The organism is Chelativorans sp. (assembly GCF_031180965.1).
Taxonomy (GTDB): Bacteria; Pseudomonadota; Alphaproteobacteria; order Rhizobiales; family Rhizobiaceae; genus Chelativorans.
In genome coordinates, this window is record NZ_JAPSLH010000022.1 from 1 (window position 1) to 18,025 (window position 18,025).

Here is an 18,025-nt window from a genome sequence, read left to right on the forward strand (position 1 = left end):
GGCAACCAGAAGATCTGCCATTCCACGTTCGACGAAATCCTCGTGGTGTTCAAGGACACGCTGCCGCCAAAAGCCGACAACACGATCGAAGTCGCCATGCCCCTCGGCCTCTACACGGCCTGCAAGACGGAGGCGCCCTGCGGGCTGTGCTCGGTAGACGGTATCATCGGACTGCTCGATGTCCCGGATTATTTTCTCGATCCGGACCGGATGAAGGCGTCGCTCCTGTGGTTCGGCCGCGGCTATGTCGAGTATCAATTCCCCAACAACGCGAAACTCGCGGGAGCGGCAATCGACGGCATCGAATTCTCGATGGAGCTGTCGTCGGAGGTGCCTGGAACGAGCGCAAACTGGCCGTCCGACATCACGCTGTGGCTCAACGGGGTGGAAGTCGGCACCTGGACGTCGCCGGGCGACTTCGGCGATAAGCGCGGGGTATATACGCCGCATTGGTGGAAGCTGAAGGGCTCCCAATACGGCATGCTCAAGACGTGGTCGATCAACGGGACCGGCTCCTATATCGACGGGATGAAAATCTCTGGCGTCACCATCGACGCGCTCGACCTTTCCAGTCACCACTCAATCCGGATGCGGATCGGAATCCGCGAAGATGCCCGGCATCCCGGCGGCGTGAACATTTTCGGGCGCGGCTTCGGGAACTATGACCAGGACATCATCATGCGGATCAACATGAAGCGGTAGCGGCAGAACCCACGCTGCTGCCGCATCTCGAACTCTTTCGCGTGGTTCAAACCGCGCGCGCACGGTTGACTTCGAACCGGAAACTAATCAGGATATTTGATATGGATCGCGTAAGCCGATTTCCATATCGGGCTGGAGGGAGGTCGCCGTGAAAGCTCGCGTCACCGCGCACAAGGATTACACCGTCGCAAAGATCGACGACCGCCTCTACGGCGCTTTTCTTGAGCACCTAGGCCGCGCGATCTATTCGGGCATATACGAGCCGGGGCATCCGACAGCGGACGAGAAGGGCTTCCGGGGCGACGTGATGGAGCTTGTCCGCGACCTCCAAGTGCCTGTCGTGCGGTATCCCGGCGGCAATTTCGTTTCCGCCTACAATTGGGAAGACGGGATCGGCCCGCGAGAGAACCGTCCGGTACGGCTCGATCTTGCCTGGCACACCAGCGAGCCGAACGAGGTGGGCATCCATGAATTTGCCGACTGGTGCCGTGCTGCCGGCACCAGCATGATGCTCGCCGTCAATCTCGGCTCGCGCGGGCTGGATGCCGCGCGCAACTTCCTCGAATACTGCAACCATCCCGGCGGGTCCTACTGGAGCGATCTGCGGGCCAAGAATGGGCAGCGCGAGCCCTGGAACGTGAAGCTTTGGTGCCTCGGCAATGAGATGGACGGGCCCTGGCAGATCGGCCACAAGGACGCGAATGAATATGGCAGGCTCGCCGCCGAAACCGCCAAGGCGATGCGCGCATACGACAAGTCGCTGGAGCTGGTGGTGTGCGGCTCGAGCAATGCCAACATGCCGACCTATCCCGAATGGGAGCGGGTCGTGCTCGAGCATACCTATGAGACGGTGGATCACGTCTCCTTGCATATGTATTTCGCCAACCCGGAAAAGGACACGGGGAACTACCTGGCGCTCAACCACAAGCTCGACCGTTACATCGAGACAATCGCTTCCACTATCAATTACGTGAAGGCGAAGAAGCGTTCGAAGAAGGACGTCTATATCTCCTTCGACGAATGGAATGTCTGGTACCATTCCCGCAAACAGGATCGCGCCATCCTCGATGGCGCCAATGGCTGGCCGGTGGCGCCGGCGCTTCTCGAGGACATCTATAATTTCGAAGACGTGCTTCAGGTCGGTTGCATCATCAACACCTTCATCCGCCGCTCCGACGTTGTGAAGATCGCCTGCATTGCGCAGTTGGTGAATGTCATCGCCCCGATCATGACCGAGAAAGGCGGAGCGGCCTGGCGGCAGACGACCTACTACCCTTATTATTTCGCATCCATCTATGGGCGTGGCACGGCTCTCAACCTGCTGGTGGAGTCGCCCGGCTACGACAGCGAACACGATGACAACGTGCCATACGTCGATATCTCGGGCGTCCACAACGAAGAGGAGGGGACGCTCACCTTTTTCCTCGTCAACCGGAACGGCGAGGAGGCAGTTGACCTAGAAGTCCGTCTCCAGGGCTTCACGGGTGGCATGGTGACCGACCATCAGATGATGACGAACTCAGATCTTGAAGCCGTGAACACTGCTGCGAACCAGCAGAATGTAATTCCGCGCCGCGGCTCCGGCGCCAGCGTCACCGACGGGCTCCTCACGGTCTCCCTGCCGGCATACTCGTATCAGATGATCCGCATCAAGCTTTGAGTGCGTCCCGGGACGACCGCCACCGGAGCTCTGTATCAGAGTTTCAGGTTTACATCAGATTATCCGTTGACAAGCGGGCGGTGTTGGTGAAGCATGATCGTCGGTGCTGGCAGAGCACCTGCGACCGGGACGCCCGGGGCGTTCCGCCTAGGGAGGAAACCGATGCGAAAGCTGATGACGCTTCTGGCGTCGCTGCTCGTCGCTTCACTGGCCATTGGCGGGATCGCCAGAGGTCAGGAAGAGGCCGCCGCGCCGCCGCTGAATGAATTTCCACGCGAAGAAACGCTGATCATCAACAACCCCGAGCCGCCGGCGATCAATCCGGGCATGTTCAACATGTGGGTTGCTGGCAACGGCGCCGCGTGGTCGAACGGCCTGCATCAGCTGGTGCTCGATACGCTCTGGTTCATCGATCCCGACGCGGGGCTCGACGGCGCGCTCTATAACCAGCTCGCCAAGGAGCGCTGGCAGTACAACGAAGATTTCACGGAAATGACGGTTCGCCTGCGCGAAGGCATTCTGTGGAGCGACGGGGAGGAATTCACAGCCGACGACGTGGTCTTCACGGTCGAGACGCAGATGAAGACGCCGGGGATGGTCTGGAGCGCGCCGTTCTCCCAATATGTCGAAAGCGTCAAGGCCGTCGACGACCACACCGTGCATTTCACGCTCAAGCAGCCGAACTCGCGCTTCCACTCCATTTTCTCGGTGCGCTGGAACGGCGCCTGGATCATGCCCGAGCACATCTTCTCAAAGGTGGAGGACGTCACGGCCTACGATTTCAATCCACCCGTCGGCCTTGGTCCCTATACGCTTCATTCCTACGATCCGAACGGCTACTGGTATATTTGGCAGAAGCGTGAGGACTGGGACAAGACGGCGCTTGCAGAGTGGGGCGAGCCGGGTCCGAAATACGTGATCTACCGCTCCATTCCTTCGACCGATACGCGCTTGATCGAGATGGTCAACGGCAATCTCGACATGATTCACGATCTGACGCCGGAGGGCATGTTCAGCCTCGTCAAGCAGTCGCCCACCTCGCGCGGCTGGTTCCCGGGCTTCCCGTTTGCCCATCCGGACCCCACGCTGCCGATGGTGATCTTCAATCACCAGAACGAGAAGTTCCAGGACAAGCGGGTGCGCTGGGCGTTGGCGCTGATGCTCGATGCGCGGGCGATCTCGATGGCCTCCTATCGCGGCGCGGCCACGCTGTCGGCCATCGCCGTCCCGCCGACAGGAACGCATCCCAAGGACTATCATGCGCCCCTGCAGGACTGGCTCGTCAATTACGAGCTCGACACGGGCAAGCAGAAGATCAAGCCCTATGATCCGACGATCGGTCTGCAGATCGCTGACATGGTCCGCCCGCAATTCGGCGACCAAGTGCCAACCGACGAGGAGGCGATCCGCACTGCCTTCGGCTATGGCTGGTGGAAGCAGGACATCCAGGCGGCCACGGAGCTCCTGGAATCGGCCGGCTTCACCAAGCAGGGCAACCAATGGATGATGCCCAATGGCGAGCCGTTTGCCTTCAAGCTCACCACCTTCTCCGAGGGCGTCATCAACCGCATGGGCACGATGATTGCCCAGCAGTGGTCGCAGCAGGGCATTCAGGTCACGGCGGAAGCCGATCCGGAGATCTACCGCTCGACCCTCCCGCTCGGCACCTACGAGGCGGCGACGGCGTGGTCTGTCGAGACCTGGGGCGGCGATCCAGATTTGAGCTTCTTCCTCGACAGCTGGCATTCCCAGTACGTCGCCGAGCCCGGAAAGCGCCAGCCGCACCGCAACTGGCAGCGCTGGAAGAACCCGAACCTCGACAAGATCATCGAAGAGGTGCGCAAGACGGAGTTTACCGATCCTCGCAATCTCGAACTCGGCCATGAATTCGTGAAGCTCATGGTAGACGAGATGCCGGTGATCCCGGTGATGTCGTTCAACGTATTCTCGGCCTATGACACCCGGTACTGGACCGGCTTTCCGACGGCCGAGGAAAGACCCTACGCCAACATCGTGACCAACTGGGCGAACTCCAAATACATCCTCACCCAGCTGAAGCCCACGAAGCAGTAGGGTTCCCTCCCGAGACGAGGCGCCCGGCTTGAAACCGGGCGCCTCCCGCCACCGACTGAGGACGACGGGAGCACATGAGTACCTATCTCGTTTTCGCCCTGAAGAGATTTTTGCAGTTTCTCGCGGTCGTTTTCACCGGCGTGTCGGCCTCCTTTTTCATCGCGCATCTCAGTCCCATCAGCCCGGTCGAAACCATCATCGGGCGGGTCAGCGGCCAGTCCGCCTTCAGCCCCGAGGCCGTCGAGTCGCTGCGGCAGACGCTGACGGAGCTTTTCGGGCTCAACGTTCCGCTCCATGAGCAATATTTCAATTTCCTTCGCCGCTTCCTTGTCGGTGATCTAGGACCGTCTCTTCTCGCTTTTCCGACGCCGGCGATGAAGCTAGTCGGGCTGGCGCTACCCTGGACCGTGGGGTTGCTCACCCTGTCCACGATCCTCACCTGGCTGGTCGGCAACATCCTCGGCGGCCTTGCCGGCTACTATCAGAACTCGCGCCTGCTCAAGGCCTTCGGCATTGTCGCCATCGGCGTTCAGCCCATCCCCTATTACATCGTGGCGTTCCTAATGGTGATCATCTTCGGCTTCCTGTGGCCGGTGCTGCCGGTCTCCGGGGGCTTCGCGATGAATGTCAGGCCGTCATGGTCGCCGGAATTCGTCGGCTCGATCCTGCTCCATGGCATCTTGCCGGCCGCCTCGCTGGTGATCGTGGGGCTAGGCACCTGGTTCCTCGGCATGCGGGCGCTCGTCTCGAACATCGTCACGGAGGATTACGTGACCTACGCCGAACTGGCGGGCGTGCGGCGCGAGCGGATTGTCTCATCCTACGTGATCCGCAACGCGATGGTGCCGCAGCTTACCGCGCTCGCCATGTCGCTCGGCGGCATCTTCTCGGGCACGATCATCACCGAACAGGTCTTCTCCTACCCTGGTCTTGGGACGCTCCTGGTGCGGGCCGTCAATGCCGGGGATTCGGCGGTGGTTCTCGCGGTCTCCTGTGTTGCGGTGATCGCGGTGGCGACCGCGATCCTTCTCATCGATCTTATCCATCCGCTGCTCGATCCGCGGATCAGGGTGGAATAGCTGCATGTTCAGCGTTTTCCGCGATCTCATCCGCTACAACATGGAGTTCGCCGTCGGTGTCGTCCTCGTCGGCGCGATCGTGCTGTTCTCGCTTCTGAGCTTCATATCGCCCGTCGATCCCACGGCCATCTATACGACCATACCGGACATGCCGCCCAGCGCGGAATACTGGTTCGGCACCAACTCGCGCGGACAGGATCTGTTCTGGCATCTGACCTTCGCCTTCCGCAACACCCTCTTTTTCGGGCTTTCGGTGGCGCTTCTGTCGCGCGTCATCTCGATCGCGGTCGGGCTGGCGGCCGGATATCTGGGGGGCTGGACAGACCGGGTGCTGATGTTCGTCAACGACATCTTCGTCGCGCTCCCGACCTTTCCAATCCTGGTCCTCTTCTACTTCGTCCTGCGCAGCGACCTCGACATGTTCAAGCTGGCCCTCATCATGGCCTGCTTCGGTTGGCCCTATGATGCGCGGCTCATACGCTCGGTGGCACTGGGGCTCAAGCATCGCGAGTTCACCCGGCACGCCGTCTTCGCGGGCATGTCGCCGGTCAAGATCATGTTCGAGGAGCACCTGCCATATGTGATGCCGATCGTCTTCGCGACAGCGATGGCCAATATGATCTGGTCGATCGGCCTCGAAGTGACGCTTGCGGTCCTCGGTTTCACCAACATCAACATCCCGACCGTCGGCACCGCGCTTTACTGGGCCAATAACCACTCAGCGATGGTTGTCGGGGTCTGGTGGTGGATCGTCATACCGGTCGTCCTGATCGTGCTCACCTTCCTCGGCCTCTTCCTGCTGGCCGTGTCAATGAACGAATATATCGATCCGCGCAGCCGGCTGCGCCGGATGGGAGCATGAGCGTGACCACCGACATCCTCACCGTCGACCGGCTGAGAGCCTACTACCAGATGAACTATTTCGGCATCGAGCGCGAGGTGCGGGCCGTCGAAGACGTCACCATGCGGGTAAAGGCGAACGAGGTTTACGGCATCGCCGGCGAGAGCTCGTCCGGCAAGACCAGTCTCATCAAGGTGCTGGCCGCCGCCATCCGGCCGCCGCTCCGCGTTCTTGAAGGCTCGGTCACCTATCGGTTCAACGGCAATCCGCTCGACATCACCCGTGCGGCAGAGGAGGAGATCGAAGCGGTCCGCTGGAGACATCTCTCCTATATAATGCAGGGCTCGATGAGCGTGCTCAATCCGGTGCGACGGATCGGCCGTATTTTCGAGGATTTCGCCTTTCGACCGATGGGCTTGAAACGCGATGCGTTTCGGGCGGCGGTCGAGGCGCACCTGGCCCGGCTGCATCTCGAGCCGGGCGTGATGAATTCCTACCCGCACGAGCTTTCCGGAGGGATGCGCCAGCGGGTCACGATCGCTCTTGCAACGGTCTGCCGGCCGGAATTCATTATCGCCGACGAGCCGACAACGGCGCTCGACGTGGTCGTCCAGAAGGATGTGCTCGCGATGATCCGCGAAGTGCAGCAGGCGCTTGGAAGCTCCGTCGTCTTCGTCACGCACGACATGGCGGTGCATGCCAGTATTGCCGACCGGCTTGCGATCGTCTATGCCGGCCGGATCGTGGAGGAAGCGCCGACGCGCACGATCTTCACGGCCGCGCGGCATCCCTATACGCGGCACCTGGTGGCCAGCCTGCCGCGCATTGGCGACACAAGTCCGAAGCCGTCGCTGGAGGGCAGGCCTCCAAGCCTTGCCGAGCCGCCGCCGGGCTGCCGCTTCCACCCACGCTGCCCAATCGCGATCGAGCGTTGCCGGAAGGAGGTGCCGATATTGGAGGAGTGGCCCGGCGAGCATCGCGTCGCCTGTTTCCGGGCCCACGAAGCGATACCCGCAGGGGAAATCTTGCACCTAAAGCGGGGATCTCTCCAGTGACCCGGCCGCCCCTTCTCGATCTGCGTGACGTGACGAAGACCTTCAGCATGGGCGGCATGCTTTCGCGCCGGCACGTCGGCGCCGTCAACGGGGTGAGCTTCGCCCTTTCCGCCGAGAAGCCGGAGATCTTCACCATCATCGGCGAGTCGGGGTCGGGCAAGACCACGCTCGCCCGCATGATCCTCGGCAACGAGGTGCCCACGAGCGGCGAGGTCCTGTTCGAGGGCGAGAACATCGCCGAAAGACGCGGTGCGGCACGGCTTGCCTTCATGGCCCGCGTGCAGCCTATCTTCCAGAACCCGTTCGAGGCTTTCAACCCGCTGAAGCGGGTCGACCGCTATCTCGCCTCCACGGCGCGCAGGTTCCTCGGAGCACGAAGCCGTGCGGAGACCGAAACGCCCATGGACGAGGCGCTGCGGAAGGTCGGCTTGTCGTTGAAGGAGGTAAGCGGACGTTTTCCGCACGAGCTGTCCGGCGGGCAGCTCCAGCGCGTTGCAGTCGCGCGCGCCTTGATCTCCAAGCCGAGGGTCATCGTGGCGGACGAGCCCGTTTCCATGGTCGACGCATCGCTCAGAATGGCGATCGTCAACCTCTTCCGGCGGCTGCGCGACGAGCTGGGCGTCACGATAATCTACATCACCCATGATCTTGCCACCGCCTATTACATCAGTGACCGCCTCATCATCATGCAGAAGGGATATGTGGTCGAGATGGGCCCCGCCCGCCCGATCCTCGATGCGCCCCGGCATCCCTATTCACAGCTCCTGAAGCGCTCGGTCCTTTCCTTCGATGAATCGGGCGCAGGGCAGATCAAGCCCTCCGGTCGGGACGAGGTAGACCTGACGGCCGAATCGCTTATCGCTGGCCGGCTCGAGCCGGCGGAAGACGGGCGGTTCGTGCGGCTGAGCAAGCCCATCTTGGAACCGCGCCAGACAGCCGGCGCGTTGTAGAATGCGTGAGGCGCGGGTCGGCCGTCACCTCCGTCCTGCAGGAGCGGCTTGAGGTGTCTGCATGCTTAAGTTCGAGGGCGGCAGGAGTTCAGCCGTTCTCCTTCCGAAGCCAGACGAGCATCTCGCCAGGAGCGCGGTTGTCCCACAGGTGATAGGGGACAAGCACCACCCTGTCCTCTCGCCGCTCCGGCGGGCTTTCACCATAAAGTCCGTCCCCCCAGCCTTCCGCCGTCTCGCGCAGTGCAGGCACTTCGATGGCCACGGCCCCGGGTATTCCGGACAAGTCTTTATCCCGCGCCCCTTCCAGGCCGTCAGTGAGGACGATCGAGTTCAATCCCGGCCCGTTATCCGCGGCTTCCGCGCAGTAGACGAGGGGCCCGCGCAGCACCGCCACGCGCCCGGCATCCTGCCGCACGCGGGGATCGGCCCAGACGGCACGGGCGGCAAGCGGCAGATGAAGCTGCAGCCGGTCGCCATCAGCCCATTGCCGCTCAATGCGCGCATAGCCGCGCTCCGTGACCGCCGAAAGATCGATCGCCTCGCCATTGACGGTGAGGCTCGCGCCCTTCACCCAGCCGGGGACGCGCAAAGAGAGCGCGAATCGGGCGGGGCTTTCGAGCGAGACACCGATGCCGATCGCGCCCTTCCACGGGTAGCTTGTCTCCTGGGCAAGCTTTACCTTCGCTCCATTGCCGAGCGTGGCTTCCGCGACGCTCTCGCAATAGAGGTGGACAGCGATCTCGTCGTCGGCGACGCCATACATATAGGCTCCGATCGAGGCGACCAGCCGGGCAATGTTGGGCGGGCAGCACGGGCAGTGATGCCATTTCCAGCGGTGATGCTTCCCCGCACTTTCGAGAGGGTTCTCGTAGAAGAAAGTTCGCCCGTCGAGGGAGAGCCCGGAAAGGGCGCCGTTATAGAGCGCCTGCTCCATGACGTCGGCATAACGGCGGTCCGGCCCGCGGCCGAGCATGCGGTTCGCCCAGAAGACGAGGCCGACCGAGGCGCAGGTCTCGGCATAGGCGCTTTCATTGGGAAGGTCGTAGTAGTCGGTGAAGCCCTCGTTGGAAGCGGCCGGGCCGATGCCGCCGGTGACATACATCTGCTTGTCGGTCAGATCGCGCCAGAGCGCCTCCAGCGCTGTGGTCAGCGTGTCGTCCCTGTACTCCGTGGCGATATCGGCCATGCCCGAATAGAGGTACATGGCGCGGACGGCATGACCCACCACCTTGCGCTGCTCGCGCACGGGCATGTGCGATTGGTTGTACTCGTAGGTGCCGAAGACGAACTCTTCCGGATCGCGCCCGTCGCGCAGCGCTTCCTCAGTGAAGAAGTGCGGCTCCCGTCCGCGCTCGTCGATGAAGAATTTTGCCAAGTCCAGATACTTGCGTTCGCCGGTGACGCGCGCGAGCTTCACCAGCGCAAGCTCGATCTCCTCGTGCCCGCAGTAGCCGGGAAGTCGCCCCGGCCTGCGGCCGAAGACGGCGATCATGTGATCGGCATAGCGGCACATGATGTCGAGCAGCTTGCGCTTGCCTGTCGCCTGGTAATAGGCGACAGCCGCCTCCATCAGATGGCCCGCGCAGTAGAGCTCGTGCGTGTCGCGCAGATTGGTCCAGCGTCGCCCGGGCTCGATGCGTTGGAACCAGGAGTTGAGGTAGCCGTCGGGTGCCTGCAGTCTTTCATACATGTCGACGATCTCGTCGACCCGCGCCTCGAGCTTCGGGTTGGGCTTGCGGTAGAGCGAATAGGCAATGGTCTCAATCGACTTGCCGAGATCGCTGTCCCAGAACATCTGCGTGGAGACCAGTCCGCTATGGCGGGGTATGACGATGCCGGGGCTTGGCTTCCTCACGTCGATCTGGTCGAGCATGCCCGCCTCCACGCAGCGATCGAGCAGCGTCTCGGCGGTGCTGTCGCAGACCGCTTCCTGCCGGTCGCCCCAGAAACCTGAGACTTTCACGTTGGGCACTGGAAGTGGCCGGAACTGGCGGCCGCGGCTTGGTTCGGACATGAGAGACTCCGGTTTTTGGATCATTTCACGGCGCCGGCGGTCAGCCCGCGCATGTAGTAGCGCTGCAGAAGCAGGAAGACGAGAAGGCAAGGGATCGTCATGACCATGACACCCGCCTGCACCGCGCCCCAGTTGATCGCGCCCAGCCTTCCTGCGCGCACCGCGGTCATCAGGACGGGCAGTGTGTATTTGTTATTGTCCGACAGGAGCACGAGGGCGGCGAGGAATTCGTTCCAGGCGTTAAGGAACGCGAAGATCGCGACAGTGACTATGCCCGGCATGACAAGCGGCATCAGGACGGAGGCAAGCAGTCTCAGGTCGGTTGCGCCGTCGACGCGCGCGGCCTCCTCGATCTCCTTGGGCACGGCGTCGAAGGCGTTGCGCATCATGAAGACCGAGAAGGGAAGCTGCAGCGTTACATAGACGAGCATCAGCCCCAGGAGCGAGTTGTTGAGGCCGAGCCGCGCCAGGATGATGAAGAGCGGCGTCAGGATCGACTGGAACGGGATCATCAGCGTGGCAATGATGAGCACGAAAAACACGTTCTTCAGCGGGAACCGGTAGCGCGAGAAGCCATAGCCCGCGAGTACGCTGACCAGCACCGTCAGCACGACCGTGCCGGCAGAAACCAGCAGGGAGTTGGCGGTGTGCTGCCAAATTCCGGCGCCGAACGTGTCCAGCGTCCGGTAAGTGTCGAAGCTGATGCCGGTCGTGGGCCATGGCGGCAGCGGCGGCTCCTTCGCTTCCGGCCCTGGTCGCAGCGAGGCGAGGAATGCCCATACGAAGGGCGCTAGGAAGAAAAAGGCCGCTCCAAGGCCGAAGGCATGATAGGCGAGCGGCCCCCAAACGGGCTTCCTGGTGCCAGCTGCTATGGTCACGGTCGGTCCTCCCCGACGCGCAGCAGCTTGAGCTGCACGAGGCTGAAGGCGACCAGGATGACGAGCAGCACGATCGATAGCGCGGAGCCGTAGCCCAGCCGGAAGGAGACGAAGGACTGGTTGAAGATGTGGTAGACCACCGAGATCATTCGGTTCTGGGGGCCCCCGCTGGTCATGATGTAGAACTGGTCGAAGGCGAGGATGGAGCCGGTGACCGAAAGGATGAGCGCGAGCGCGATCGTTCTGCGCATCAGCGGCAGGGTGATCAGGCGGAACTGCTGCCACCAGGTCGCACCGTCGATCCTTGCCGCTTCGGTGAGCTCTCCGGGGATGCTCTGCAGCCCGGTGAGCAGGATGATCATGGTGAAGCCAGCGATTTTCCACACCACCATCACGATGATGGTCGCAAATGCCATGTCGAAGTCGGCGAGCAGGTTGAGTTTTCGTTCGGTCAGCCCGAACGCCCTCAGCGCCGGGCCGAACAAGCCGCTGTCGACGTTGGCGAGCCACACCCACAGCAGCGAGGCTGTCGCGAGCCCCACCACCACGGGCAGGAAGAAGACGGTCCGGTAGGCCGAGACGAAGGGCCGTTGCCGCTCCACGAACAGGGCGAGCGGGAAGGCCACGGCAAAGATCGCGATGGTCACCACCAACGTGTAGTGTGCGGTGAAGCCGAGCGCAGCCATGAAACGCCGGTCGTTCAGCATACGCGTATAGTTGTCGAGGCCGATCCATTCCGGGGCGCCCATCAACGGCCAGTCATGGAGGCTCATCCAAACGGTGAAGAGCACCGGCAAAACGAAGAACATGCACACGAGCAGGACGGCGGGGGCAATGTAGAGCAGTCCTTTCCATTCGGCGGCGCCCAGGGCGCGGCTTCGGACTTGTGCATGCGATGCGGTCGCGATTGCGGTGTTGGCCATCTGCGGTGTCTCCATGAAGGAGGGATGCGGGGCGGAAGACCGCCCCGCAGCATTTCCGCTAGCGCTCGTCGTCAATGATGGATTGCATTTCCGCTTGGGCGTCGGCGAAGGCGGCGTCCACGTCATCACCGTAGATCGCGGCATTGGTGAAGGTCGCCCAGGGCCCGTTGGCGCTGTTGATCAGCTCGTTGAAGAGCAGCGTGTAGGGCGTCTTGGCGACGGCGATCGCCTCCACCGCCACCTTCAGGCGCTGATCAAGCCCCTCCAGCACCTCGTCCGCAATGTCGGAGCGGCTGGGCAGACTGCCATTCTGGGCGAGGATCTTCTGGCCCTCGGGCGAATAGCTGAACTCGATGAACTCCTTCACCGCATTGAGCTTGGTCGTGCCTTTGGTGACCACTATGTTGTCGCCGCCCGCGAAGGAGGCCTTGCCGCCCTCGATGCCGGGGATGATGGTGACCCCGAAATCGACCTCCGGATGGTCGTTAATCAGAGACCCGATCTGGAACGCGCCCAGGCTCTGATGGCCGATCTTGTTGTTGTTGAACGTGAGAAAGTTAACGCCGTTGTCGCTCGCGGCACTTTCCGGCACCAGGTCCTTCTCGACCATCGAGCGATATTTTGCCACTGCGGCGCGCATTTGGGGCGTGTCGAGGGTGGCGGTCTGCCCATCCTCGGACAGGATGTCCGCCCCAGACGCCCAGACCAGCGGCGCGAAGGTGAAGATCATGCACCCGCCGCAGCCGCCGCCGGAGAAGTAGAAGCCGTAGATATCATCGCCCAATGCGCGGATCTTTTCCGCATTTCCCTCCACCTCGTCCCAATCGGCGGGCGCCTTTTCGGGATCGAGGCCCGCCTGCTCGTAGAGGCCCTTGTTCCAGGCAAGCAGCGACGTCTCGACGAGCAGTGGCAGGCCGTAGATCCGGTCTTCATAGGTGCCGAGCTTCACATGCGAGGGTGAAAGGGCATTGAAATAGGGAAGTCCCTTCGCCCAGTCGGTGAGATCCTCGAGCTGCCCCGCAGCTGCGAAGGCCGGCGTATAGATCAGGTCCAGCGAGAGCGCGTCTGGTGCCTGGCCTCCGGCGATCGCGGTGGCGTATTTCTGTACCATCTCCGCAAAGGGCACTTCAGTAACCTCCACCTTGTCCTCGTGACCCGCATTGTAGGCATTCACAAGCTCCGTGAAGGCGGTGCCGATGCCGGTCCGCACCCACATGTTGACGGTCTCCTGCGCCGAGGCGCCGGAGACCAGGCAGAGCGTCGCAACGCTCGCGGACAGAAGATGTTTGAGCATTTTTACTCCTCCCAAATGGGCCACCACGCCGGCCCCTGGCGTCACTACGCGCGGGGGCCCGCCCCGCACGATTCCCTTACGATCAGTTCGCATGGCAGCTTCCTGATGCCCCGCTCGACCGGCTTTCCTTCCGCCAGCGCCAGCACCGTCAGGCCGGCTTCCCGGCCCAGCGTCCTCAAGTTCATGTCGACCGTGGTCAGCGGCGGTCGCGTGACGGAGGCCACGATCTCCCAATTGTCAAATCCCACGACAGAAACATCCCGCGGGACATCAATCCCCCTTTCCCTGCAGGCATCCACCACGCCGCGGGCGATCTGGTCGTTGCCGCAGAAGATGCCGTCGGGCATATCGCCGCCCGATGACAGCAGCCGCTCGACGGCCGCGTGGCCCCAGAGCTCCGACCACTCGCCACAGAGCACCTCTCCCCCTTCCCCGACGAGCTTGCGATAAGCCTGCGCGCGCAGGCGAACGGAGGCGAAATTCTCCGGGCCGGTGACATGGACGATGCGCTTCCGGCCGAGCCGCAACAGCCATTCCACGGCTTCATGCGCGCCCTGGAAATCATCGGAAACCAGCGTGACACTATCCGCCGGCCCTTCCGTGAAGGCATAGACCACCGGCACAGGCAGGTTGGAAAGGTCGACAGGCAGGCGCCGGTCGATGCGTTTGCCCGAGGCAATGATACCGTCCACCTGCTTGTCGAGCATGGCGTCCACATGAACGGCGCCCAGCGCCGGATCGTCCTCGATCGCGCAGAGGAAGACGGAAACCCCGCAGTCGATCAGAGCTTCGGAGATGCCCGCCATCACCGGCAGCGTGAACCGGCCATAGCTGTCGTTGGTAAGCAAGCCGACCGTGAAGCTGCGGTTGCTCAGGAGCCCGCGGGCCATGGCATTGGGACGGAAACCAAGCTCCGCCGCCACGCGCTTTACCCGCTCCCGGGTTTCGGCGGTCATCCGTCCGCTGCCGTTGAGAGCGCGGGAGGCGGTGGCGATGCTTACGCCCGCTGCCGACGCAACGTCGTATATGCGCGTCCTCCCGGCCACCCGCTCCTCCCCAGCGCATGCGCAAAGCTTTTCTCAATATGGGTAAACCTTTTCTCATCTTCGCGGTCGAGTCAAGCCGGGGAGGCGGCGCCCGCGCCGCTTTTCCAATTACGCGGGTCTCTCGGCGAGACATTCGCTAGCGCAGCGCCCAAGGCGCTGGAGGAGGATGAAAAAGGAACTGCGGCGGCGCCGAAGCGCCGCCGTATCAAAGGGTGTGAGGAACCGGAGCGTTGGAGGAATTGCCAGCGCCGCTGGCGTGAACCGGAATTGCACCCTCGCCTGTGTGCTTCAGGGGCCTGTTGCCTGTGAGCGCACGCAACGCGACATAGAAGACCGGCGTCAGGAAGATGCCGAATGCAGTCACGCCGATCATGCCGGCAAAGACGGCGATACCCATGGCCTGGCGCATTTCCGCGCCCGCGCCGGTGGAGAGGACGAGCGGCACCACGCCCATGATGAAGGCCATGGATGTCATCAGGATCGGCCGCAGCCTGAGTCTGCTTGCTTCGATGGCCGCCTCCTTGGGCGAGAGCCCGGCAAATTCGAGCTCGCGTGCGAATTCGACGATCAGGATCGCGTTCTTCGCCGACAGCCCGACCAGCACGATCAGGCCAATCTGGGTGAAGATGTTGTTGTCGCCCTGGCTGAGCCAGACGCCGGTGAGCGCCGCCAGAATTCCCATCGGCACGATCACGATGATGGCGAGCGGCAGTGCCAGGCTCTCATACTGCGCCGCCAGGACCAGGAACACCAGGAGCAGCGCCAGCGGGAAGATGATGATGCCCGAATTGCCGGCGAGGATCTGCTGATAGGTGAGGTCCGTCCACTCGAAACTGATGCCGGGCGGTAGGGTCTCCGCCGCGATCCGCTCCACGGCCGCCTGCGCCTGGCCGGAGGAATAGCCCGGCGCCGGCCCGCCATTGATGTCGGACGAGAGGAACCCGTTGTAGCGGATGGCTCGCTCCGGCCCGGCGCTCGGTCGGATGTCGAGCAGGACCGAAAGCGGGATCATCTCGCCCGACTGCGACCTGACCTTCAACGCGCCGATATCCTCGGGCCGGGCCCGATAGGGCGCGTCGGCCTGCATCCGCACCGAATAGGTGCGGCCGAACTGGTTGAAGTCGTTTACATAGAGCGAGCCCAGATAGATCTGCAGCGTGTCGAACACATCCGTGACCGCTACGCCCAGCTGATGCGCCTTGGCGCGGTCGATATCGGCATAGAGCTGCGGCACGTTGATCTGATAGCTCGAGAACAGTCCCGCAAGCTCCGGCGCCTGATAGGCCTGGGCGAGAAACGCCTTGGTGGCTTCGTCGAGAGCTTCGTAGCCTAGGCCGTTGCGGTCCTCGATCTGCAGCTTAAAGCCGCCGATCTGGCCCATTCCCTGTACAGGCGGCGGCGGGAACATGGCGATGAAGGCGTCCTGGATCCCGGCATATTGCTGATTGAGCTGCATGGCGATCGCGTCGCCGGAAAGTTCCGGGCTCTTCCGCTCCTCGAACGGCTTCAGCGTCACGAAGACGATGCCCGCATTCGAGCTGTTGGTGAAGCCGTTGATCGAAAGGCCCGGGAAGGATACCGCGGCCTCGACCCCCGGCTGCTTCAAAGCGATCTCGCCCATGCGGCGGATGACGTCCTCCGTCCTGTCAAGCGTCGCTCCATCGGGCAGCTGCGCGAAGCCGACGAGATACTGTTTGTCCTGCCCCGGCACGAAACCGCCGGGAACGGCCTTGAACATGCCGAACGTCGCCGCAACCAGCACGATATAAAGCCCCATGACCAGCGCCTTGCGCGACAGAATGCGCCTGACGCCGCCGCTATAGGCGTTCGAACTGGCGCCGAACACGCGGTTGAAGCCGCGGAAGAACCAGCCGAACAGCGCGTCCATGGTCCGGGTGAGCCAGTCCTTTGGCGCATCATGACCACGCAGAAGCAGCGCGGCCAGCGCCGGCGACAGCGTTAGCGAGTTGAATGCGGAGATCACGGTCGAAATGGCGATCGTGAGCGCGAACTGACGATAGAACTGTCCGGTCAGGCCCGAGATGAAGGCGAGCGGAACGAACACAGCCACCAGGACCAGAGCAATGGCAATGATCGGGCCCGAGACCTCACGCATCGCCCGATAGGTAGCATCGCGCGGCGAGAGGCCCTCCTCGATGTTGCGCTCCACATTTTCCACCACGACGATCGCGTCGTCGACGACGATGCCGATGGCGAGCACCAGGCCGAACAGGCTGAGTGCGTTGATGGAAAAGCCGAAGACATACATCACCGCGAAAGTGCCGATGATGGAGACGGGCACAGCCACCAGCGGGATGATCGAGGCGCGCCAGGTCTGCAGGAAGACGATGACGACGAGCACGACCAGTGCGATCGCCTCGAGCAGCGTGTGCACCACGGCGTCGATCGAAGCACGGACGAATTCGGTCGTATCGTAGACGATCTGGTACTCCACGCCCTCCGGCATGGTCTGCTGCAGTTCGCCCATCACCCTCTTGACGTTGTCGGAGATTTCGATCGCGTTGGAATTGGGTGCCTGGAGCACGCCGATTGCGATGGCGGACTTGTTGTTGAGGAGCGAGCGCAGCGCGTATTCGGCGGCGCCTAGCTCGACGCGGGCAATGTCTTGCAGGCGCGTGATCTCGCCATTCTCGCCCGTCTTCACGATGATATTGCGGAAATCCTCGACAGTCCGCAGCCGTCCCTGCGCATTCACCGAAAGCTGCAGGTCCACCCCGGGGACCGTTGGCGAGGCACCAATGATGCCGGCCGCCGCCTGGATGTTCTGCCCGCGGACGGCTTGGACCACGTCGCTCGCCGAAAGGCCGCGCTCCGCCACCTTCTGCGGATCGAGCCAGATGCGCATGGAGTAGTCGCCCGAGCCGAAGACCTGCACCTGACCGACGCCTTCGACGCGCGCCAGCCGGTCCTTGACGTTGAGCACCGCGTAGTTGCGCAGATAGGTGATGTCGTAGCGGTCATTCGGGGACAGAAGGTGCACGACCATCATCAGGTCGGGCGAGCTCTTCACCGTCGTCACGCCGAGGCGCCGCACCTCCTCGGGCAGGCGCGGCTCGGCCTGGCTCACGCGGTTTTGCACCAGCTGCTGCGCCTTGTCCGGGTCGGTGCCGAGCTTGAAGGTGACGGTCAGCGTCATCACACCGTCGGTGGTACCCTGGCTCGACATGTAGAGCATGTCCTCGACGCCGTTGATCGCCTCTTCGATCGGCGTCGCCACCGTCTCGGCGATCACGCGCGGATCGGCGCCGGGATATTGCGCGCGCACGACGATGGAGGGGGGTACGACCTGCGGATATTCGGAGATCGGCAGTGCTCTCAGACCCAACAGGCCAGCCACCAGGATCAGCACGGATATCACGCCGGCGAAGACGGGGCGGTCAACGAAAAACTGTGAAATATTCATCTTGTGTCCGCCCTTTCAAAGCGCGGTTCTTCGGTGAATGGAGCCGGCGAGGGTAAGCGTCGTGCCGGCCTGCCTGCACCTCGACA

General features: G+C 62.7%; 13 protein-coding genes. 7 read left to right on the forward strand and 6 right to left on the reverse strand.

What is annotated here, in order from left to right; translation table 11 throughout:
- From RIN79_RS15615 to RIN79_RS15645, 7 genes are all read left to right on the forward strand, one after another.
- Nucleotides 1-702 (forward strand): transcriptional regulator (locus RIN79_RS15615; RefSeq protein WP_309085598.1); only part of this gene is annotated, 702 nt, incomplete at its 5' end.
- A gap of 148 nt (nt 703-850) precedes the next feature.
- Complete coding sequence (locus RIN79_RS15620) at nt 851-2,362, forward strand: alpha-N-arabinofuranosidase (protein WP_309085599.1); 1,512 nt, start codon at nt 851-853, stop codon at nt 2,360-2,362.
- A 162-nt stretch (nt 2,363-2,524) separates the two neighbouring features.
- On the forward strand, nt 2,525-4,435 hold the full coding sequence (locus RIN79_RS15625) for an ABC transporter substrate-binding protein (protein ID WP_309085600.1): 1,911 nt from the start codon (nt 2,525-2,527) through the stop codon (nt 4,433-4,435).
- Between the two features lie 74 nt (nt 4,436-4,509).
- A complete protein-coding gene (locus RIN79_RS15630) occupies nt 4,510-5,514 on the forward strand; it encodes an ABC transporter permease (RefSeq protein ID WP_309085601.1) in 1,005 nt (334 codons plus the stop codon).
- Nucleotides 5,515-5,518: 4 nt separating this feature from the next.
- Entirely contained in the window at nt 5,519-6,376 is an 858-nt protein-coding gene (locus tag RIN79_RS15635; protein ID WP_309085602.1) for an ABC transporter permease, read from the forward strand.
- Nucleotides 6,373-7,410: an ABC transporter ATP-binding protein gene (locus RIN79_RS15640; RefSeq protein WP_309085603.1), complete on the forward strand. Its 1,038-nt coding sequence runs from the start codon at nt 6,373-6,375 to the stop codon at nt 7,408-7,410. The genes RIN79_RS15635 and RIN79_RS15640 overlap by 4 nt, the downstream gene beginning before the upstream one ends.
- 47 nt (nt 7,411-7,457) lie before the next feature.
- Nucleotides 7,458-8,360, forward strand: coding sequence for an ABC transporter ATP-binding protein (locus tag RIN79_RS15645; protein ID WP_375165952.1), 903 nt, complete (start codon nt 7,458-7,460; stop codon nt 8,358-8,360).
- Nucleotides 8,361-8,448: 88 nt separating this feature from the next.
- On the opposite strand, the gene RIN79_RS15650 is transcribed toward RIN79_RS15645, so the two are convergent.
- The 6 genes from RIN79_RS15650 to RIN79_RS15675 form a co-directional block, all read right to left on the reverse strand.
- Complete coding sequence (locus RIN79_RS15650) at nt 8,449-10,374, reverse strand: beta-L-arabinofuranosidase domain-containing protein (protein WP_309085605.1); 1,926 nt, start codon at nt 10,372-10,374, stop codon at nt 8,449-8,451.
- Between the two features lie 20 nt (nt 10,375-10,394).
- Nucleotides 10,395-11,252 carry a carbohydrate ABC transporter permease gene (locus RIN79_RS15655; protein WP_309085606.1) on the reverse strand — a complete coding sequence of 286 codons (858 nt, stop codon included), beginning with the start codon at nt 11,250-11,252 and terminating at the stop codon, nt 10,395-10,397.
- Nucleotides 11,249-12,175 carry a sugar ABC transporter permease gene (locus RIN79_RS15660; protein WP_309085607.1) on the reverse strand — a complete coding sequence of 309 codons (927 nt, stop codon included), beginning with the start codon at nt 12,173-12,175 and terminating at the stop codon, nt 11,249-11,251. The genes RIN79_RS15655 and RIN79_RS15660 overlap by 4 nt, the downstream gene beginning before the upstream one ends.
- Nucleotides 12,176-12,233: 58 nt before the next feature.
- Nucleotides 12,234-13,469, reverse strand: a complete 1,236-nt coding sequence (locus RIN79_RS15665; RefSeq protein ID WP_309085608.1) for a sugar ABC transporter substrate-binding protein — start codon at nt 13,467-13,469, stop codon at nt 12,234-12,236.
- A 44-nt stretch (nt 13,470-13,513) separates the two neighbouring features.
- A complete protein-coding gene (locus RIN79_RS15670; protein ID WP_309085609.1) occupies nt 13,514-14,515 on the reverse strand; it encodes a LacI family DNA-binding transcriptional regulator in 1,002 nt (333 codons plus the stop codon).
- Between the two features lie 205 nt (nt 14,516-14,720).
- Nucleotides 14,721-17,939 carry an efflux RND transporter permease subunit gene (locus RIN79_RS15675; protein WP_309085610.1) on the reverse strand — a complete coding sequence of 1,073 codons (3,219 nt, stop codon included), beginning with the start codon at nt 17,937-17,939 and terminating at the stop codon, nt 14,721-14,723.
- Nucleotides 17,940-18,025: the final 86 nt, after the last annotated feature.